Here is a 20842-nt window from a genome sequence, read left to right as displayed (position 1 = left end):
GCCCGAAGCGCCGACTTACCGGGGGAACGCCCGCCATAACAATGGTGCCCAAGCCGACTAGTACCGTGTAGTCAGCGATGAACCGTCGCACGTACCTGAAACTGCTCGCCGGGACGGGCGCGACCGCGACCCTCGCCGGATGCTGGAACGACCCGTCCGGCGAGGGGACGACGGCCCCGACGCCGGGGGCCCCCCCGCAGGACCCGGACGGGACGCTCCCGACGCCGGAGGAACCGGACGCGGACGCGCTCGCCGAGGAGTACGGGACCGTCGTCGACATGGTCGAGGACGCCGGCTGTGACCCCGACGGGTCGGAGCCCTGCGACGACGCGTTCCGGGAGGCCGCCGGCGACGACACGCTCCTCCGGTTCCCCGCGGGGACCTACCGGTTCGAGGAGACGAACCGCGTCTTCGAGCGGGAGCACCTCGGGATCGTGGGCGACGGCGACGTCACCTTCGAGGCCCCGGCCGGCCACAACGGCAAGTGGATCGTCGTCGACCGCGGCCGGGACCTGCTGTTCCGGAACGTCCGGGTCGACGCGTCGGCGGACAACTGCGCGCCGACGCTCAAACTCGGCGTCTCCGACGGCCTCGACGTCCGGGACGTGCGGGTCGTCGGCCGCGGGATCCGCGAGGGGAGCCGGCCGCGGGGCGAGGGCGGCAACGTCCCCGTGGGCAGCGCCTTCCTCCCCATCGTGCGCTCGCCCGACGGCGAGGGCGTCGTCGAGCGGTTCGTCGCCCGCGAGGGCGGCCGGATCGGGACGTACAACCACGGCGACGGCCGCGTCGGCATCTACATCGGGCCGAGCCACCGCGGCTCGGTCCGGCTGGTCGACTGCCGGCTGGAGGAGTTCCCGAACAACGGCATCTACGCCAGCCGGACGAACGGCGTCGTCTCCGTCGAGGGCGGCGTGTTCCGCAACAACGACATCTCGCAGGTCCGCCTCGGGAGCGAGGGGAGCACGCTCACGGGCGCGACGATAGAGGTCGACGTCGGCGACGTCGGCGGGCCGAACGCCCCCGGCGACTACCTCAACCCCCGCGGCGTCCGGATCGAGAGCGGGCAGATGGACACCGCCGGGGTCGCGGTCCGGGACACCCACGTCGCCGTCCGCGACGCGCCCGGCTCCCCGGGGATCGCGGTCGGCAACAACGGCGGCGAGTTCACCGTCGAGTCGTCGACGGTCATCGTCGACTCCGACGGGAGCACGGCGATCCTCGCCAAGGCACCCACCGGCGGAAAGCAGTACCAGCCGCCGCCGGCCCCCCACGGCGGCCGGATCGAGAACGTGCAGATCGGGGGCAGCGCCGCCACCGGCTACGCGGTCTGGATCGTCGAGCGGCCCGAGACCGTGGTGTCGAACGTCCGGATCGACCAGCGCGGCGAGAACCGCGACGGGCTGTACGTCTCCCGGTCGCCGAACTGCACGCTCCGGAACTGCACCCTACTGGCCAGCCGCTATCCGATCCTCGTCCGGCCGACCCCCGAGCCGCCGTCCGGCTGCCTGGTCCGCCTCGACGCCATGCAGCTGCTCGACGCCGTCGGCGACGTCGACGCGCTGCTCGACCGGTTCCCCGGCTTCATCGACCGGGACGAGACGTTCTGCATCGAGGCCGAATACGCGGACATGGGCGGGGTCAGCGACCCGATAATCGCCATCACGGGCATCGGTCCGGGCGGCGTGCTGAAGGAGGTCCTCTCCCGGCGGTCGCTCGAGGAGTAAGCGACCTGCTACTCCGGTCAGGGCGCGAATAACAATCATCGGCGGCCGGGTCGTCTACGATACATGACGTTGCAATCAGCGGTGATCGGGGCCGGGACCGTTTCGCAGGTGCATCTCAGCGGGCTCGACGACTGTCCCCGGACGGAACTCGTCGCGGTCTGTGACATCGACGAGGAGCGCGCCACGGAGGTCGCACGCGACTACGGCATCGACGCGTACACCGACGTGGACGAACTGCTCGCGGCGGCCGACCTGGACTGGGTCCACGTCTGTACCTCCGTCCAGACCCACCTCCCGCTGGCGCGGAAGGCCATCGAGGCGGGCGTCCCGGTGCTCATCGAGAAACCCGTCACCGAGACCATCGAGGAGGCCGAGGAGCTGGCCGAGACGGCGCGGCAACACGGCGTCCGGGTCGCCGTCGTCCACCAGCACCTCTACGACCCGGCGATGCGGAAGGCGCTGGCGCAGATCCGCGACGGCGACCTCGGGGCGGTCCGGGGCGTCGACGTGGTGTTTACCGGACTCACCGCGCCGGACGAGAAACACCGCGGCTCGTGGGCGTTCGACCTGCCCGGCGGCGAGTTCGAGGAGGGGTTCCCGCACCCGCTGTACCTCGCGCTCGGGGTCGGCGGCTACCCGGTCGACGGGGACTCCGTCCAGGCCGTCACCACGCTCGTCGACGACTACGGCGGCGAGTTCGCGTACGACAACGTGCAGGTCCAGTACGCGTCCGAGGGGGACGCGCTCTGCTCGGTGAAGATGCTGTCGGGCACCGTCCCCCAGCGGGTCGTCCACGTCCACGGCGAGGAGAAGTCCCTGACCGTCGACCTGACCTCCCAGACGCTCGTCGAACTCCCGCGTAACTACCGCGGCTCGTCGATAAACCGCGCGCTGAACAACGTCGACCGGGTGGTCGACCGCATCGGCGGCACCGTCGAGAACGCGACGACCGTGGCGAAAGGGCAGTTCGACGCGGGCTGGGAGCACCAGCGGACGACGAAGCCCCACTACTACCTCATCGACGCCGAGGCCGAGGCGATAGCGGACGGCGCGGGCCAGTCGGAGTCGCTGGCGCGTGCGGTCTGGGCGACGCGCATCACGGAGACGATCCGCGACACCACGCGCGAGGAGCGGCCGGCCGCGGTGCAGTAACGCGTCCCGACGACTTTTTTCGCGGCGCTACGAGGCGATCGCCGAGCGGAGCTGGCCGACGTCGACGAGCCCCGCGGTGGTCGCGAGCGCGCCCCAGACGCCGACGCCGACGAGGACGACGCCGGCCAGCGTCGCGACGCCCGAGATGTACGAGGAAAGCGGTGCGACCGCGGCTACCATCCCCACCGTCACGACGCCGACGAGGGCGGCCGCGCGGAGCAGCCGGGCCGTCGACACCGCGAGCTCGCGGTACACCAGGTAGAGTTCGACGGCGACCATCGCGCTGTACGTCATCACCGTCGCTACGGCCGCCCCGACCACGCCCATCGCGGGGATGAGCACGAGGTTGAGGCCGAAGTTGCTCACGGACGTCGCGCCCTTCACGATGGCCCTTGCACGCGCTCGGCCGAGGTAGTCGAGCCCGTCGTTGGTGATCTTGTCGATCGCCCGCAGCAGGACGTACAGGCTGAACACCTGCAGGACCGGCACCGCCCCGAGGTAGTCGCTCCCGAACACGTGCCTGATCGCCGGCTCGGCGACGATGAACAGGCCCGCGGCGGCCGGCACGTACAGCGCGAGCGTGTACTCGAAGGTCGTCTCGTAGATCCGGGCCGCGTGGTCCAGTTCGTCGTTCGCCTTCCGCTCCCCGTAGGCCGGCGAGACGGCGAAGCCGAGCGACGTCGCCGGGGCGATCACGAAGTCCGTGATCTGCTTGCCGAGCGTGTAGAACCCGACCGCGACCGGGGTGAGGAAGAACCCGACCAGCACGGTGTCGACCCGCTTGTCGAGGACGTTCGCGCCGCGGGTGGCGGTGAGCGGGACGCTGTACTCGAGGATCCGGCGTGGGAGGCCGTCCTCGGGGGCGGCCGCGGCGTCGAACTCCGCGTAGAACCACCGGTAGAGCACGAAAAGGCCGGCGACGGCGGCGACGGCGTACCCGAGGGCGTAGCCGAGCAGCGCGCCCCCGACGCCCGCGCCCAGCGAGAGGAGGGCGACGATGAACACGACGGTCGAGACGTTGCCGACGACGGAGACGGCGGCGCTGTAGCTGACGCGGTTGAACCCCTGGAACAGTAGCGTGGTGGCCTTCTGGAGCGAGAGCGCGACGACGTAGCCGGCGCCGAGCAGCAACAGCGGCCCGAGCTCCGGCGAGTTCAGCGCCGCGGCGACCTGCTCGTGAAGGAGCGCGACCCCGGCGGATACGACCAGGATCATCGCGACGTTGTAGCCGAGCGTCGACCGGAGGATGTGCGGTATCTGCCCCGGATCGGTCTCGTGGTACTCCGCGATGTAGCGCGCGCCGGACTTCGCGAGGCCGAGGTTGGCGAGCAGCACCGCCATCCCGAGCACCGAGATGGCGTAGAACAGCAGCCCGTACTCCCCGGGCGACAGGAACACCCGCGTGAGCAACAGCATCACCAGCCCCTTGGTCCCGACCCGAAGCACCTGCGCGGCCAACTGCGCCGTCGCTCCGCGAGCGATGCGGGTGGTGAGTGACATCTCCTGTCGGCTGCAAAGGCACCCGCCAGTCTTTGTTATGCTCCGGCTTTTCGCTCCGTGCCCCCCTCGGCGGCCGTGCGGGGCCCGTAAGCCCCGATTACCGGGGGCGTTCGCGGGGCCAGCGGGCCGAACGCGCAACCGCTTCCGCCGCGGTCCTGACCATCCCTCGGCGTAACCTCCCGCTACCGCCGGTAAGGCCGTCTTTCCGCGGCCTCTCCCGTGCTTATGGGAACATCTCCGTTCCCCGAGGGGACGGTGGCGCGGACGCCCGCTCGGTAGGGTCGCCTTTCCGAAGAGTAGGACAGTGTTGCTGGTGGACGCAACCAACTGGTACGTAACGGTCAGTTAATGCCACGCGAATGGGTCCGACTGGGGTGCACCCGGTCGGAACCCTTAATCAGGTTACCTGCCGCTTACCCGTCGATGGCATCAGACAACGACGCCGACCGTCGAGCGAAAGACGAGGTTACCGACGTCGACGCCGAGAAAGCGGACGTTACCGAGGGTGGCCGGCTCGACCGCCGGTCGTACCTGAAGCTTACCGGGAGCGCCGCCGCCGCGGCGCTTGGCACCGCTGCCGCCGCCGGGAGCGCCGCCGCGCAGACGAGCGTGAACGGCATCTCGTTCGACCGCACGGTCGACATCGTCGAGGACCACGGCGCGGACAACACCGGCAGTCAGAGCATCGACAGCGAACTCGAGAGCGCGATGGGCGAGAACACCCTCATCACGTTCCCCGAGGGCACGTACAAGGTCACCCAACGCCACGAGCTGCCCGGCGGCACCAACGTCGGGTTCCTGGGCGAGGGCGAGGTCCGGTTCGTCCCGTCGCAGGGGTCGAACTTCCGGATGTTCAACAGCAGCACGAACAGCCCCGCCGACCAGGTCCTGTTCAAGAACATCGACTTCGACATCCGCGCGGACAACACCGTCACCGGGCTGCGGTTCAACACCCGGAACGGCGTCCACGTCGAGAACGTCGAGTACGTCGGCCGCGGCATCCACCCCGACGGCGAGGTCACGAACGCGCTGACGGTGACGATCAGCAACCCCGACGCGACCGGGACGGTGAAGAACCTCGTCGCCAAGAAGGGGTCGACCTGGGCCCGCTACAAGAACGGCGACGGCCGCGTCGGCATCGGCGTCTACCAGCCCCACGTGGGGACGCTGAAGGTCATCGACTGCCACCTCGCGGAGTTCGGGAACAACGGCATGTACACCTCCCGGCACAACGGGAAGGTGCAGGTCGAGGGCGGCGTCTTCCGCAACAACAACGTCGCCGGCGTCCGCATCGGCGGCCAGGGGAGCTACGTCGACGGCGCGTCGTTCGAGATCGACCCCGAGACGTACACCGGCCCCCGCGAGAGCGGCTACGAGAGCAACGCCTACTCGATGCGCGCGGTCCGCATCGAGCAGCGCAAGTTCGACAAGCCCGCCGGCGCCGAGGTGCGCAACTGCGACATCGTCGTCCGCGACCACCCGGCCCCGAACGAGCCCATCGAGGTCAAGGACAACGCCAAGTCCGTCATCGTGCGCAACACGCGCATCGAGCAGGACGTCGACGGCGTGGCCTCCATCGGCAGCGAGTCCAACGGCCACCCGATCAAGATGGACGGCGTGAGCCTCACCGGCAACGCGGGCGGCGGCGCGGCGGTCAGCGCCCCCGACTCGCCGAACACGGTCGTCCAGAACTGCTGCATCCAGCAGACCGGCGACGGCCGCGACGGCGTGAAGCTGAACAACTCCGACGGCAGCGTGGTGCAGGACTCCAACATCAACGTCCCCGGGGAGGCCGTCAACGTTAGCAACAGCAGCGTCGACACGGCGAACATCACGAAGGGGGACACCTGTCCGGCACCGTCGCTGGACGGTGGTTCGGGAAATCCGAGTGAGGGGTCCTGGGGTTCGGACCTCGCCAACACCGTCACGGTAGAGAGCACGGGCTCGGAACGTGCGACCTACGAGTTCAGCGTCAGCGAGGCGCTGGAAGCCGGCCTGCAGGCCAACGTGACCAACGCCGAGTACGCCGACGCCGTCGAGGGGACGACCGGGACGGGCTCGGTCGCCCAGTACGGCAGCGACAACTACCGGTTCGACGGCGAGGTCACCGACTTCACCGTCGACGGCCCCGCCGACGTGTTCGTCAACGGCGAGCAACTGGACCTCTCGCAGTTCGGCTCCGCGGACTCCGGGACGTCCGATTCGGGCTCGGACACCTCCGACTCCGGCTCGACCGACTCCGGTTCGACCGAGGACACTTCGGGGTCGGACGACGGCTCCACCACCCCCGACCTCTCGCGGACCGTCCGGGTGACGAGCACGGGTTCGGAACGCGCGACCTACGAAATCGGCGTCAGCGAGGCTATCGAGGCCGGCGACGGCGCGAACGTGTCCGACGCCGAGTACCTCGACGCCGTCGAGGGGACGACCGCCTCGGGTTCGGTCGCCCAGCACGGCAGCGACGACTACGCGTTCGCCGGCGACGTCACGTCGCTGTCGGTCGACGGCCCCGCCGACGTGTACGTCGACGGCGAGCAGGTCGACCCCGCGAACGTCGGGTCCGACGACGGCTCCGACGACGTCGACCCCTCGCGGACCCTCCGGGTCGCGAGCACGGGGTCGGAACGCGCGACCTACGAGATCAGCGTGGGCGAGGCGCTCGAACCGGGCGAGAACGCGAACCTGACGGGCGCGGAGTATCCGGACGTCGTCGAGGGGACGACCGCCTCCGGGTCGGTGGCCCAGCACGGCACCGACGACTACGCCTTCGCGGGCGACGTCACCGCGCTGTCGGTCGACGGCCCCGCCGACGTGTACGTCGACGGCGAGCAGGTCGACCCCGCGAACTTCGGCGACGCCGACGGCTCCGACGCCGCCGACTACCCGAACCAGGTGGTCATCGACGGCCGGGAGGTCGACGCGACCTCCGACTACACGTTCTCGGTCAGCGGCGAACTGGCGAAGGACCCGGACGCCGGGTCGGTCAACGCCAACGACGTCGTCTCGGAAGGCACCGCGACCGGGCAGGTCAACGGCGGCATCGACGGCTACCGGTTCTCCGGCGACGTGACGTCGTTCCGGATCACCGGCAGCGCCGCCGTCGAGTTCGAGAGCGAGGAGTGACCATGTCGGAGGACACAAACGATCCGCGGCGGCCGACGAACGTTCAGGAGCGCGACGAGTCGCCGGACCTGTCGGCGAGCGACGTCGAGGCGCTCGCGCCGGACCCCGACCTGGCCGACGACCTCGGCTACGAGACGATCGAACTGGACGTCGTCCACCCGGACAACGGCTCCGGCGACGTCATCGTCCTCCCCGCGGACGAGGACCTGCTGAAGGAGGACGCGTTCATGGTCTCGGACGCCGACTCCGTCTGCGACGTGGGCGAGTGGCGCTGACGGCCGACGCCCCCCGACGCGACCGACCCACACTGTGACCGCCCCCCGCTGACGCCCTCCGACACGAGCTATCTTGATTCAGCGAGAGAATCCCGCCGTTCACGGCGGGCGTGAATCGCGTACGCCTGGTTATCTCGCCCACGGAGACTGCACGGCCGGATATTCCACGTTCACTTTCACTCCGGCAGGCCATTACTTATCACTCTCACATACAACAGACTCTGTATGGCGAATCAGGTCACACGCACCTACGTTGCGTCCATTCGCAACCATCAGCAGGTGCGTGCCGATCTCGATTCGCTGGGATTCGCCGCCTCGAAACTCTGGAACGTCGCCCGGTGGACGTGTGACCGTGTCTGGGATGAAACCAGCACGATTCCTGATGACAGCACGCTCAAAGCGTATCTTAAGAATCACGAACGCTACGCGGATTTGAACGCACAATCCAGTCAGGCAATTCTCGAAGAATTGACTGAAGCGTTCGACTCGTGGTACGCACACCGCGAGAACGGTACGGAAAACGCGAACCCGCCCGGCTACCGCAAGCACGGCGACGACCACCCCCGTTCAACGGTCACGTTCAAAGAAGACGGCTTCAAGCACGACGCCGACCACGACCAGATTCGACTCTCGAAAGGTCGGAACCTGAAAGACGGACGGAGCGACTTCATCCTCTGTGAGTACGCCGCCAATCCGGATGTGGACGTACAGAACGTCCAGCAGGTCCGGGCAGTCTGGACGGACGACGAGTGGGAGTTACACATCGTCTGTGGCGTCGAGATCGAGAACACCGATGCCTCCGGTGACCGAGTTGCTGGTATCGACCTCGGCATCTGCAACTTCGCGGCGGTCGCAGTCGGTGACGAAGCTCTGCTGTATTCCGGCGGGGCGCTCAAAGAGGACGACTACTACTTCCAGAAAGAGCGAGCGAAGTGCGACGATAGCGACTCGCGGAAGGCACGGCAACTGGACCGCAAGCGCGACCAGCGGCGGACCCATTTTTTGCACGCGGTCTCGGCAGACATCGTGGCCGAGTGCGCCGCCCGGAACGTCAGCACGATTGCAGTTGGCGACCTCTCTGGTATCCGCGAGGGTGCTGATTGGGGCGACCATGGCAATCTGGACTTGCACGGGTGGGCGTTCGACCGCTTCACCGAGATGCTGGAATACAAAGCCGCAGAGCGCGGCATCAGTGTCGAGCGCGTTGACGAACGCGATACCTCGAAGTCGTGTGCCGCCTGTGGGACCACCGACGACAGCCAGCGCGTTGAGCGGGGCCTGTACGTCTGCGAGGAGTGTGGACTGGTCGCCAACGCCGACGTGAACGGAGCCGAAAACATTCGACAGAAGGTACTCCCGAGTCTCGCCTGTGACGGGGGAGATAGGGATAACGGCTGGATGGCACAGCCAGCGGTGCGCTTGTTCGATACGTCCACGGGGCGAGTAGCCCCACAAGGGCAGGTGCGCCGCGAACCATAATATCCCAACGCTTGGGAAACCGCGCCGTTCACGGCGCGGAGGATGTCATTTGTAGCCGAGCGCCTGTAGCCTGTCCTCGACGACCTCCGGGGCGTTCCGCGGGTCCTCGTGGATGCCCGACCGGATGTCCTCGCGGTCGAGGAACCCGTCGAGCCGCGATTCGAGCGTCCGGACCGTCGCCGGCGGGTCCTGGCCGTACAGGTTCCGGGTCTCCCCGGGGTCGTCCCGCAGGTCGTACGCCTCGGCGCCGACGAGTTCGTCGGTGTCGTCGTCGAACGCCTTGAACAGCTTGTACCGCTCGGTGCGGACGGCCCCGTACGTCCGGCCGAACTGCGGCGAGTGGTTCAGCGTGAACGCCGGGAACGGGTCGGCGCGGTCCCCGGGGGCGCCCTCCCAGCTGTCGGGCACCGCACAGCCCACGGCGTCGACGATGGTCGCCGGCACGTCGAGGTGCCGGAGCGTCTCGCGGTCGCCGAACGACGCGGCCAGGCCGGGGCTGGAGAGCAGGGGGACCCGGATGCACTCGTCGTACGGGCGCGCGTGGCCGTAGCCGCCGTGGTCGAACTCCTCGCCGTGGTCGCCGGTGATGACGACCAGCGCGTCGTCGTCGAGGAAGCCAAGCACCTCGTCTATCTGCTCGTCCAGCCGCTCGACCGAGCGCCAGTAGAACCGCTCTAAGGCGTCGTATTCCTCGGCCGACAGCGAGTCGGGGTCGCGCATGAACCGCAGGTGGGAGCGGTAGCCGTCGACCAGCCCCTCCGACATCCCCTTCCGGAGCCCCGGGAAGAAGGGGACGTGGACGTCCATCAGGTGCATCCAGAGGAACCGCGGGCCCGACCGGCTCTCGTACCACTCCCGCCCCCGGCTCGCGACCTCGCTCGCCGGCACCCGGCTCCGGAGCCGGAGGTAGTTGTACGCGTGGCGGAGCCGCGACGCCCCGGCGCGGAGCGTCCCGCGGACCCCCTCGTCGTCGGCGTCGGCGTCCATCCGGTCGTTCCAGAAGCGGTCGAAGTCCCCGCCCCAGGTGCTCAGGAAGGGGTTCGACCCGACGATCCCGCAGGTCTCGTACCCGGCCGCCGACAGCACCTCCGGGAGCGACTCGACGTCCCGGCGCACCTCGTCGAACCCCGCGTACGCCTGCGGGTAGTACTTGCTCGACAGCAGCGCCGGGAACGCCCCCCGGGTCGCGGGGGCCTGACAGATCGCGTCGCGCCGGTCGTACCCTTCCGTCAGCGCCGCGAGGTTCGGCATCCGCGCGGGCGCGTCGTGCCGCCAGCAGTCGACCGTGACGAGCACCACGTCCCGTTGCGTGTCGGCCGGCATGGTCAGTCGGCGTACCCCAGCTGTCGGAGCCTGTCCTCGACGACGTCGTCGGCGACGGCGTCGGCCGCGCCCTCGGCCGTCCCCTCGGTGATCTCCCGCCGCGGGCCGTGCTCGTAGACGAGCCACGGGACCCGGACGAGCTGGTCCGTGTACACGCCCGGCGGGTGGCCCCACTCGCGTATCGGCACCGGCGACGCTCGCTCGCCGACCATGTTGCCGTGGTCGGCCGTGACGACGGTCCGGCCGTCGAGTTCGGCGAGCAATTCCTCGATCACCGGGAGGACGGCGGTCAGGTTCCGGACGTAGGCGCGCCACACCTCCTCGCCGGTCGCGTCGAGGCGGCCGCGCATCAGCTCACCCCACACGTCGGCCGCCCCCTCGTCGTCGCCGAACCGGCGGGCGTTGAGGCGGTCGTCGGCGTCGAGAAACGGGTAGTGGGGCTGCAGGAAGTGCCCGATGATCCGCTTTTGCGGGTACTCCTCGACCGCGCGGCGGACGTGCTCGGCCATCGTCTCCGGCCGGACCGTCCCGTGGTCCTCGTCCCACCCCGCCTCGCGCCAGACGTTGACGACGTCGTGGAACTCGACGTCGAGTTCGTCGCGCCGGCGGTACAGCTGTGGGCTGGCGGTGACGTAGACGGTGTCCCGGAGCGTCCGCCCGCCGAAGTTGGCCGCGAGGAACTCCGACGTGTGCGACCCCTTCGACTCGCGGGCCTCCAGCCGGCCGGGGAGGGCGTGAATCCGCCGGAACATGTCGTAGCGGCAGGCGTCCAGCAGCAACAGCGTGTCCCAGTCCTCGGCGACCACGTCGACGCCGTCGGTGTTGTACGGGCGACGGTAGAGGCGGCGGTGGTACAGCCGGTTCAGCTCCCGTCCGAAAAACGACGGGTTCGAGAGGCCCCGGCGAACCCCGCGTTGCACCTGCGAGAGCGAGTACATCAGTGCTCCGTAGGGAGAGCGAGGCCATTGTAAATGTGTAGTTAACGCCCCGGCGGCCGGGCGGGCGGCCCCACCGGCCGCTCCGCCGTTCGCCCGCGAGACACGTCCGCGGGGCGGTAGGCGGTTTCTTAATAAGTTCACTTCCCCCAAAGGGGGGAGCAACGCATGGGTGCCGAATCGAGCGCCGACGGTATCGACCTGCTCGTCGTCGGGCCGGAGAGCCGCGCCACCGGCGGGGTCGCCAGGTACGTGACGGAACAGCGGGAACGGCTGCCGGACTGGGTCGCCCCGCGGGTGTACGACGTCGGGACGCCGGAGGGCGAGGGGTGGCGGTGGTTCCTCGCCGCGCTGCTCGTCTCCCTGCGGGACGCGGCGCTGTTCCCCGCCCGGTCCCGCCCCGACGCCGTCCACGTCCACTCCTCGCACGGCTTCGCGTTCTACCGCGCGTCGTTCTACGTCCTGTTCGCGGCGGTGGTCTGGCGGCGGCCGGTCGTCCTCCACGTCCACGGCTCGTCGTTCGACGACTTCGTCGTCGACGCCTCGCTCCCGGTCCGCCTGCTCCAGTCGGCCGTGTTCGGGGCCTGCGACCGGATCGTCGTCCTCTCGGAGTACTGGCGCGACGTGCTCGCGTTCCGGGCGTCGCCCGAGAAACTCGTCGTCATCCCGAACGCGGTCGACGCCGACGAGTACCGCCCCGCGTTCGACGGCGACCGCCCCCACGTCGCGTTCGTCTCGAACCACGTGGAGCGCAAGGGGATCAGCGAACTGACCGACGCGGTCGATGCGCTGAAGCGGAACGGCGCGCCGCCGTTCCGCGTGAGCATCGCCGGCGACGGGCCGCTGTCGGACCGCGCCGAGGCGCTGGCCGAGCGCCACGACGGCGTCGACTACCGCGGCTACGTCTCCGAGGCGGAGAAGCGGGCGCTGCTCGACTCGGCCTCGATATACGTCCTCCCGACCCACGGCGAGGGCCTCCCGATCGCCCTGCTGGAGGGGATGGCGGGCGGCAACGCCGTCGTGACGACCGGCGTCGGCAGCATCCCCGAAGTCGTCGACGAGGAGAACGGCGTCCTGGTCGACCCCGGCGACAGCGACGACCTGGCGGCGGCGCTTGCGGACCTGCTCGCCGACCCGGACGCCGTCGCGGCGATGGGGCGGACGAACCGCGAGGCCGTCAGCGAGCGCTACTCCTGGCGGGCGGCGGTCGACCGCCTGACGGACACGTACCGCGCGGTCGCCCGCCCGGAGGGGGAGGGATGACCGGGGCCGCGCGGTCCGGGGACCGCCCGGGGATGGACGGTCCGCTCCTCCGGTCGGCCCTGGCCGTCTGCTTTCTCGCCCTCGCGGCCGCGACGCTGGTCGCCCACCGCAACCCGGCGACGGGCTACGAGCAGTCGGTGTACGCGGGGACGCCCCTCGCCGTCTGGATCGGCCTGGAGGTGGCGTTCGCCGCCGCGCTGATCGTCGCCCTGCTCGCCGGCCCCGGCCGGGTGCGGGGGGCCGCCGTCGCGCTCGGCGGCGGCGCGACGACGCTGGTCGCGGGGCTGCCGGTGGTCCGGGGCTACCACTACTACGGCGGGGCCGACTCGCTGACCCACCTGGGGTACGCCCGCGAGGTGCTCGCCGGCGAGTTGAGCCCGCTGGAGATCATCTACCCCGGGATCCACTCCTTCGGCGTCCTCCTCACGGAGGTCGCCGGGTTCGAACTGACCCACTCGCTGATGCTGGTCGTGCTCGCCTTCGCCGTCCTCTATCTCGCCTTCGCCACGCTCGCCGTCCGCCTGTTGACCGGGACGACCGTCGGAACCGTCATCGGCGCGTTCGCGGCGTTTTTCCTCGTCCCGGTCAACCACGTCGTCACGGCGCTGAACCCCCACCCGATCACGCAGGCCAGCATGTTCTTCGCGCTGGTGCTGTTCCTGCTCGTGAAGTTCGCGTTCGGCGACCCCGACCACGGGACGTTCGCGGGGGCCGGCGCGCTCCTGGCGCTCACCTCGGTGTCGGTCGTGCTGTACCACCCCCAGCAGGCCGCGGTCGTGGTCCTCTTTTTCGGCACGGTCGCCGCCTTCCAGTTCGCCCGGGCGCGGCTCCGGGACGCGACGCGGGCGCGGCCGCTGTACGGCCAGACCGCGGTCGCGGCCGCGGCGTTTCTGGTCTGGATCCCGTTCCACGGCGCGATCACGCGACAGATGCGCTCCATCGTCGTCCGCATGTCGGGGTTCCTGCTCGGGACGAGCGACGCCTCGGTGGGCAGCGTCGTCGACCAGCGCGGCGCGTCGCTGACGACCATCGGCTCGGGCATCGGCGAGATATTCGTCAAACTGTTCCTCGTCAGTGCGGTGCTGTCGGCGCTCGCGGGGCTGCTCTTCCTCGCGACGCTGTGGGGGCGGATCGAGCGCCCCCACGTCGACCGGGCGGTGCGGTACCTGTTCGCGGGGCTGTTGACGCTCGGCGTCTTCGGCGGCCTCCACTTCGTCGGCAACCTCTCGGAGCTGTTCTTCCGGTACTTCGCCATGATCATGGTCGCGGTGTCGGTCCTCGGGGCGGTCCAGTTCGCCCGGGCCCACGGCGGCCGCGAGGTGCTGTCGGGCGGCCGGTTCGCGGCCGTCGGCCTCGCGGTGTGTCTCCTGCTCGCGCTGTCGGCGGCGACGCTGTACTCGTCGCCGTTCATCTACCAGGCGAGCGAGCAGAAGACCCAGATGCAACTGGAGGGGTACGAGGCGACGTTCGAGACGGTCGGCTCCGACGCCGACCCGCTCGGCGTCGGCTACGCCACGTGGCGGTACCGGCACGCGGTGTACGGGCCGACGGGGCTGAACTGGAGCAGCGACTCCGTCCCGCCGCCGGTCCTCCGGGGCAACCTGACGAGCCACTACGGCGAGGGGAGGTACGTCGTGCTGACCGAGTTCGACCGCCAGCGCGAGACGACCGCCTACCGGGGCATCCAGTACAGCGAGCGCGACCTCGCCAGGCTGGAGCAGTACGACGGCGTCCACCGCGTCCGGGCGAACGGCGAGGTCGACCTCTACTACGTCAGCGGCGGCTGAGCGCGGCCGGCGGCCGCCTCCCGGCTCACTCGATGTAGCCCAGGTCCGCGAGCTGGTCGCGCATCTCGTCGGAGAAGCTCCCCTCCCGGCGCTCGTCGGAGACCGGCGCGCCCGCCGTCTCCAGCCACTCCGTCAGCGTCCGGTCGAGTTCGGCGGCGACCTCCGGCCGGTCGTCGGCCACGTCCCGCGTCTCGTCCGGGAGTTCGAACAGCTCGGCCCCGTCCTCGCCGCGCTGGTACTTGTATTCGGCCGTGCGGAGCGCGTGTAGCTGGCCCTCGTGGTAGGCGTCGACGTCGAACGACGGGTCGAACTCGCGGAACGTGTCGAGGTTCTTCTTCGCCCGCTTCCACCCGCGCTGGAGGACCGCGTGCTCCCGCCGGTTCGTCCGCAGGTCGACGCCCTGCATCCCGTCGGTGTCGGCCCCGACCGCCGCGAGGACCGTCTCCATCAGGTCGGCGTGCTGGACCAGCTCCCCGTCGTGGTCGGTCAGCGCGTCGAGCCCGTGGACGACCGCGGGGACGTGGGTGACGGCGTCGTCGACGACGACCTTGTGGGCGAGCATCCCCCCCTCGCCGAACAGTTCGCCGTGGTCGGCCGTGACCACGAACACGGTGTCGTCCAGGTCAAGCCGGTCGGTCGCGTAGTCGAACACGTGGCCGATCAGTTCGTCGGTGTAGGCGATCTCCGCGTCGTACATCGCCAGCAGCGCGGCCCACTCGGCGTCCGAGAACGGGCAGCCACGCGCGATGAGTTCGTTCAGGTCGTCGTGGTGGTCCAGCGCCAGTTCGGCGGCCTCGTCGGCCGAGAACTCGATGTCGTCGGTGAAGGCGTCGTGGTACGGCAGCGGCGGGTAGTAGGCGTGGTGCGGGTCGCCGTAGTGGGCGTAGAGGAAGAACGGCTCGTCGTCGCCCGCGAACGACCGCAGCCAGCGCTTGACCACGTCGGTGATCACGTAGCCGGTGCTGTGTTTCGCCGTGTCGGTCGTCAGCCCGGCGCTGTGTCGCCACAGGTTCGCGGCGTACTTCGCCAGCGTCCGCGGCCCGGCGACGTCGTACAGCGACGACTTGCTCAGCCACTCGAACTGCTCGAACCCGCGGTCCAGGTTCGTCGCCGAACTCAGGTGGGAGTTCGGGGAGAGGCAGGCGGTGTGGTAGCCGGCGTCCCGGAGCCGTTCGGGGGCCGTGTCCAGTTCGTCGGGGAACGCGTCGCTCTCCATCCCGGTGTCGTGGTGGGAGGGGTACGTCCCCGACAGGATCGAGGCGCTGGAGGCGAGCGTCCAGACGCCGTGGGAGAAACACCGCGAGAACGCCCGCCCGTCGTCCGACGCCGCGATCCGGCGCAGTTCGGGCGTCGTGTCCCGCTCGTACCCGTGGAGCGAGGTGTGGTCGGCCCGCGTGCTCTCCATCGTGAGCCAGATGATGTTCGGCCGGTCTGCCATCGCCTGTGGCGTCGCCACAACGGGGGTTAGTAATGCCCGGCCTACGCCGCCGACGGTGCCGGCCGGTCGGCTACCGGTCGTCGACGGTCGTCACGTCCCCGGCGTCGACCTCGACGCGGCCCTGCCGGTAGTTGCTGCGGACCCGGGCCAGCGCCTCGAAGTAGTGGTCGAGCTCCCGGTCCCGTTCCGCGAACACGGCCTCGAGGTCGGCCCGGGACGCCGTCACCGGGAACGTGACCGCCAGCCGCACCTCGCCGGCGTCGATCCCGACCGCGACCCGGTCCCCGGAGCCGCCGCTGTACCAGTCGACGCGCACGTCGGCGTCGTCGCCCCGCTCGCCGCCGGTCGGGTTCGACACGGTTACACCCCTCTCATTCGACCGTCACGCTCTTTGCCAGGTTCCGCGGCTTGTCGATCGCCCTGTCGAGCCGGTTCGCGACGTGGTAGGCGACGAGCTGGAGCTGGACGTTCGCGAGGACGGCCGCCGCCTCCGGGGCCGCCGCGGGGTAGGTCAGCGCCTCGTCGGCGACGTCGAGCGCGGCGTCGTGGTCCTCGCTCGCGACGGCGATCACCGGCGCGCCGCGGGCCTGGACCTGCTCGACGTTGCTCAGCGTCTTCTCGTCGTGGCGGCCGGTGAACACGGCAAACACCGGCGTCTCCTCGGTCACCAGCGCAAGCGGGCCGTGCTTGAGTTCGCCCGCGGCGAATCCCTCGGCGTGCTCGTAGGTGATCTCCTTGAACTTCAGCGCCCCCTCCAGCGCCACCGGGTAGCCGACGTCCCGGCCGATGAAGAAGTACGACGGCCGGCCGACGTACCTGTCGGCGACGTCCTCGGCCCCGCTCCCGTCGACGACGCGCCGGACGTCGTCGCCGAGCGCCGCGAGCGAGTCGAGCAGGTCGCCGACCTCGTCGCTCGCCAGCCCGGTCACGTCGCGGACGATCCGCTCGCCGAGCAGCGTCAGCGTCGCCACCTGCGAGGAGAACGTCTTCGTCGCGGCGACGCCGATCTCCGGCCCGGCCCGGATGAACAGCGCGTCGTCGCACTCGCGGGCGGCCGTGCTCCCGACGACGTTGGTCACGGCGAGGGTCCGCGCCCCCCGTCTGGTCGCGACCCGGAGCGATTCGAGCGTGTCGGCGGTCTCGCCGCTCTGGGTCACGCCGACGACGAGGCTCCCGTCCCCGATGGGGGCCGGGCTGGTCGCGTACTCCCCCGCGCGGTACGCCGACGCGTGGATCCCGCGGCTGGCGAGCACGCGCGTCGCGTACAGCGCGGCGTGGTAGGAGGTGCCACAGGCGACGAACTGGACCTCCTCGACGTTCCCGAACGACCCCGGCGGGAACTCCGTCAGGCTGACGGCGTCGCGGCCGACCCCGGACGACGCGGCGTCGTCCGACGCCGACTGTCCGTCGATCCGCCCCTGCAGCGTCTGGGCGAGGGCCGCCGGCTGTTCGTGGATCTCCTTCAGCATGTAGTGGTCGTAGCCGCCCTTCTCGGCGTCCTCGGCGACCCAGTCGACGGTCTCGGGGGGTCGCTCCACCGGGTTGCCGTCGAGGTCGGTTATCCGGTGGCCGCCGGGTTCGACCGCGACCACGTCGCCGTCCTCCAGGTAGACGACGCGGTCGGTGAACGTCAGGAACGCCGGCGCGTCGCTGGCGAGGAACCGGCGGTCGCCGCTCACGCCCATCACGAGCGGGGAGCCGTTCCGGGTGGCGTAGACGGCGTCCGACCCGTCGACGACCATCGCGACGGCGTAGCTCCCCTCCAGCCGGCGGATCGTCCGCCGGAAGGCGGCCTCGGGCGACAGCCCCTCGTCGCGGTACTCCTCGACGAGGTGCGGGACGACCTCCGTGTCGGTGTCGCTGTCGAAGCCGTGGCCGGCCCGCTCCAGCCCGCGTTTGAGTTCCCCGTAGTTCTCGATGATGCCGTTGTGCACGACCGCGACCTCGCCGGTGCAGTCCGTGTGGGGGTGTGCGTTCTCGTCGGTCGGCGGCCCGTGGGTGCTCCACCGCGTATGGCCGATGCCGACGTGGCCCCCGCTCAGTTCGCCGCGGATGCGGTCCTTGAGCTGTGAGATCTCGCCCTGGCGCTTGCAGACGTCGATCCCGTGGCCGTTCTTCACGGCGACGCCGGCGGAGTCGTAGCCGCGGTACTCCAGGTTCTCCAGGCCGACGAGCAGGTCCTCGACCGCCTCGTCGCCGCCGACGTGCGCGGTTATTCCACACATCGCTGTTCGTGTTCGTGGGGCGTGGCCGCGGCGCGGCTGCCGACGACTCCCCCGTGGTCCGTTTGGTCTATCATATCGGTTACCCGTGCTGTTCGTCCGGCCTTACTGGCCGAAGTGTCACGTAGTAACACGGGGTTGCCCGGGGGAACCCTTTGTTATTGACGTATTTGCGCGGCTTCAGAAGGTGCTTATCGGCCGTAGGAGGTCGCTGCAGAAACGGAGGGCGACGCTACTCGCCCGCCAAGCGGTCGTGGACCAGCGCGCAGGCGGCAAAGGCGACGATGACGCAGGCGGCGACCACCGTCGTCATCCAGGGCACCGGGTAGAGGCCGAACTGGCCGAGTCCGAACAGCGTCCCGCCGCCGGCCGCGATGCCGAGGTAGTACTGCGGCCACGGCCGTTCCTCGGTCTCCTCGGTCTCCAAGTACTCCGTCAGCAGGTCGGCGTTCTCGCCAAGTTCGATCCGGCCGCGGTTCCGGTTGAACTCGACGATGCCGGCGTCGTCCATCTTGGGGAGGTGACACTGGTAGAGACCGACGTACACGCGTTTTCGCTCGCCGGACGTCAGTTCGCGCTCGGGCTTGCCGTTCTCCTTGGCGGCGACGTGTTCGGCCAGGTCGCCGAGCGCGACCGGCCCCTCGTGGTCCTCGAAGTACTTCAGGACGAAGCGGCGGCGCTCGTTTTTCAGGATCTCGAACATCACGTCCAGCGACAGTTCGGGCTCCGACTCCGAAACGTCGGGTTGCCCGTCGTCGGGCACCGCGTCCCCCTGTGTCTCCCCGTCGATCTCGCCGCCCTCCTCGACGGACTGCGGAACGCTCACGACCCGATCACCTCGTCGCCCTCCCCGGTCCGGTCGTTGTTCGTCGGTTCTCCCCGGCTATCGGCTTCCCCAGTTCGTGACATGCGTGTACGGTGTTGCGGCGGTTTGTGTCGGCACCCCACCCCCCTGGGGCCCCGTGCTATTCGTTGTGTCGATTCAACGCAATAGATGACACCGGATTGTATAAAGTTAACTAATATATAATTATACATGTGGTGTGAGTTACAGGTTTCGCAGGCCGAACCTGCGCCGAAGGTAGGTGTGGCTTGCGGTCGGTACGGGCCTCCGTCTAGCTATTTTCCCACCCGAAACACGTACACGAAGCAGTCGAGCGTCGAGTTCCGCCCGTCGGCGCGGTCAACGTCGCCGTCGACGCTCCCGCCCTTTATACCGGTCCCCGGGCTGGTGGCGGTTCCGGGCCGGCCGCGTCCCCCTGTCGCGGCCGGCGTCGCCGGTCCCCGGCCGGCGCGGCGGAGCCCGTCGCGGGTCGCGTCCACGGCCCGGTCGCCTCGACTCCCGCCGGTTCGTCGCCCGCCACCAGCAGGCGATCCATCGGACGAGATAGGAATAAAACGACGTTACTGTTCTGCCTGGTTTCATGTCGTAACGTCCAGTTAGGGGATACTTTCGCCGCCGTCACCGGCTCCCGATGCGATACACTTCCCGTCCGCCGACGAACACCCGCCGGACCGTCGGCCGGGGCGACGGGTCGACAACGACGAGGTCAGCCAGTTTCCCGCGCTCGATACGTCCCCTGTCGTCGAGTCCGACCGTGTCCGCCGGCGCGCTCGTCGCGCGGGCCACGCGCTCCGGGAGCGGTTCGCCCGTCTCGACGAACGGCGCGGCGACCAGCGACTCCGGCCGGTAGTCGCTACACAGCACGTCGAGCGTGCCCGCCGCGGCCGCAGTCGCCGCGTCGAGGTTGTCCCAGAGGCTCCCGCCCCGGACGAGGTTCGGCGCGCCCATCGCGGTCGTCATCCCGAGTTCGGCGGCGCGCTCGGCGGCGGCCGCCGTCGTGGGGAACTCGCTTATCGCCGCGCCGTCCCCGTGCATGCGCTCGACGCCGGCGGGGTCCTCGTCGTCGTGGGACGCCACCGGGACGCCGGCCGCCCGCGCGTGCGCGATCACCCGCCTGGCCCGCTCGCGGAGCACGGCCTCGCTACAGTCGCGCCGGGCGGCGAACGCCTCGACGTCCCAGTCGACCGCGCCGCTCCCGTCCGCGTACCGGCGCTCGAACGAGTCGACGTCGGCGAACTGCGCCCCGCCCGGCGCGTGGTTCATCAGCGAGACGAGCGACACGTCGCCCGCGTCGACGGCGCGCACGACGGCGTCGACGCAGTCCCCGTCGCTCACCTCGCAGCGCGCGTGACAGCGGTGCCGGCCCAGCAGGTCCGCGTCGGCGATCCCGTCCCGGAGTTCCCGCGCGAGGTGGAGCGACCGGTTCTCGTCCGGCGTCTCCTCGAACGCCACGGCGTGGAACTTCGTCGTAATCCCGGCGGCGAGGGTCGCCCTGTCGCAGGCGGCCAGCGCGTCGGCCGTCGGGACGCGCGCCTCGGGGCGCGGGAAGACGTGGCGCTCCACGTCGTCGCCGTGGAGGTCGACCAGCCCGGGCAGGAGATATCGCCCCTCCGCGTCGACCCGCCGGTCCGGGTCGGCCGGCGGGTCGTCGGGGGCGACGGCGGCGATCCGGTCGTCCTCGACGACGACGCTCCCGCGCTCGACGGCGGTCGGCGTCACTATCCGCGCGTTCGCGACGACGGTCGTCATCGTCGCGGCGCGCGCCGCGCGGTGCGGT

15 protein-coding genes are annotated in these 20842 nt (G+C 70.1%); 7 read left to right on the top strand and 8 right to left on the bottom strand.

All coding sequences use genetic code 11. The annotated features are described in order from the left end of the window. The first annotated feature begins 77 nt into the window (after positions 1 to 77). Positions 78 to 1724: a twin-arginine translocation signal domain-containing protein gene (locus tag EYW40_RS17155; protein WP_135822881.1), complete on the top strand. Its 1647-nt coding sequence runs from the start codon at positions 78 to 80 to the stop codon at positions 1722 to 1724. A gap of 63 nt (positions 1725 to 1787) precedes the next feature. After that, positions 1788 to 2876: a Gfo/Idh/MocA family protein gene (locus EYW40_RS17150; RefSeq protein ID WP_135822880.1), complete on the top strand. Its 1089-nt coding sequence runs from the start codon at positions 1788 to 1790 to the stop codon at positions 2874 to 2876. Between the two features lie 27 nt (positions 2877 to 2903). Here EYW40_RS17150 and EYW40_RS17145 read toward each other — a convergent pair whose 3' ends face one another. Continuing rightward, on the bottom strand, positions 2904 to 4376 hold the full coding sequence (locus EYW40_RS17145) for a flippase (protein ID WP_135822879.1): 1473 nt from the start codon (positions 4374 to 4376) through the stop codon (positions 2904 to 2906). 423 nt (positions 4377 to 4799) lie between these two features. Here EYW40_RS17145 and EYW40_RS17140 point away from each other — a divergent pair, with 423 nt between their 5' ends. The 3 genes from EYW40_RS17140 (at position 4800) to EYW40_RS17130 (ending at position 9253) form a co-directional block, all read left to right on the top strand. Beyond that, entirely contained in the window at positions 4800 to 7499 is a 2700-nt protein-coding gene (locus tag EYW40_RS17140; RefSeq protein ID WP_135822878.1) for a hypothetical protein, read from the top strand. A 2-nt stretch (positions 7500 to 7501) separates the two neighbouring features. Next, positions 7502 to 7774: a hypothetical protein gene (locus tag EYW40_RS17135; protein ID WP_237560633.1), complete on the top strand. Its 273-nt coding sequence runs from the start codon at positions 7502 to 7504 to the stop codon at positions 7772 to 7774. A 225-nt stretch (positions 7775 to 7999) separates the two neighbouring features. Then, entirely contained in the window at positions 8000 to 9253 is a 1254-nt protein-coding gene (locus EYW40_RS17130; protein WP_135822877.1) for an RNA-guided endonuclease InsQ/TnpB family protein, read from the top strand. Between the two features lie 45 nt (positions 9254 to 9298). Here EYW40_RS17130 and EYW40_RS17125 read toward each other — a convergent pair whose 3' ends face one another. Both EYW40_RS17125 and EYW40_RS17120 read right to left on the bottom strand, forming a co-directional pair. After that, the gene (locus tag EYW40_RS17125) at positions 9299 to 10576 is read right to left on the bottom strand and encodes a sulfatase-like hydrolase/transferase (protein WP_135822876.1); all 1278 of its coding nucleotides are present in this window, start codon (positions 10574 to 10576) and stop codon (positions 9299 to 9301) included. Between the two features lie 2 nt (positions 10577 to 10578). Continuing rightward, positions 10579 to 11514 carry an alkaline phosphatase family protein gene (locus EYW40_RS17120; RefSeq protein ID WP_135822875.1) on the bottom strand — a complete coding sequence of 312 codons (936 nt, stop codon included), beginning with the start codon at positions 11512 to 11514 and terminating at the stop codon, positions 10579 to 10581. A gap of 165 nt (positions 11515 to 11679) precedes the next feature. Between EYW40_RS17120 and EYW40_RS17115 the strand changes: the two genes are divergently transcribed. Both EYW40_RS17115 and EYW40_RS17110 read left to right on the top strand, forming a co-directional pair. Next, positions 11680 to 12774, top strand: a complete 1095-nt coding sequence (locus EYW40_RS17115; protein ID WP_135822874.1) for a glycosyltransferase family 4 protein — start codon at positions 11680 to 11682, stop codon at positions 12772 to 12774. Further along, positions 12771 to 14561 carry a hypothetical protein gene (locus EYW40_RS17110; protein ID WP_135822873.1) on the top strand — a complete coding sequence of 597 codons (1791 nt, stop codon included), beginning with the start codon at positions 12771 to 12773 and terminating at the stop codon, positions 14559 to 14561. The genes EYW40_RS17115 and EYW40_RS17110 overlap by 4 nt, the downstream gene beginning before the upstream one ends. A gap of 25 nt (positions 14562 to 14586) precedes the next feature. On the opposite strand, the gene EYW40_RS17105 is transcribed toward EYW40_RS17110, so the two are convergent. The 5 genes from EYW40_RS17105 to EYW40_RS17085 all read right to left on the bottom strand — a co-directional run bounded on the left by EYW40_RS17105 (position 14587) and on the right by EYW40_RS17085 (position 20814). Continuing rightward, a complete protein-coding gene (locus EYW40_RS17105; protein ID WP_135822872.1) occupies positions 14587 to 15999 on the bottom strand; it encodes a sulfatase in 1413 nt (470 codons plus the stop codon). A 70-nt stretch (positions 16000 to 16069) separates the two neighbouring features. Then, on the bottom strand, positions 16070 to 16357 hold the full coding sequence (locus tag EYW40_RS17100; protein ID WP_135822871.1) for a hypothetical protein: 288 nt from the start codon (positions 16355 to 16357) through the stop codon (positions 16070 to 16072). A 13-nt stretch (positions 16358 to 16370) separates the two neighbouring features. Then, positions 16371 to 18224 carry a glutamine--fructose-6-phosphate transaminase (isomerizing) gene (gene glmS / locus EYW40_RS17095; RefSeq protein ID WP_135822870.1) on the bottom strand — a complete coding sequence of 618 codons (1854 nt, stop codon included), beginning with the start codon at positions 18222 to 18224 and terminating at the stop codon, positions 16371 to 16373. Between the two features lie 229 nt (positions 18225 to 18453). Next, positions 18454 to 19047, bottom strand: coding sequence for a DUF7344 domain-containing protein (locus EYW40_RS17090; RefSeq protein ID WP_202614586.1), 594 nt, complete (start codon positions 19045 to 19047; stop codon positions 18454 to 18456). A gap of 636 nt (positions 19048 to 19683) precedes the next feature. Then, complete coding sequence (locus EYW40_RS17085; protein ID WP_135822869.1) at positions 19684 to 20814, bottom strand: alpha-D-ribose 1-methylphosphonate 5-triphosphate diphosphatase; 1131 nt, start codon at positions 20812 to 20814, stop codon at positions 19684 to 19686. Positions 20815 to 20842: the final 28 nt, after the last annotated feature.

Source organism: Halostella litorea, assembly GCF_004785955.1.
Classification (GTDB): Archaea; Halobacteriota; Halobacteria; order Halobacteriales; family Natronoarchaeaceae; genus Halostella; species Halostella litorea.
Note: the sequence above shows the minus strand (reverse complement) of the source record. Positions and strands in the feature narration are given on the sequence as shown.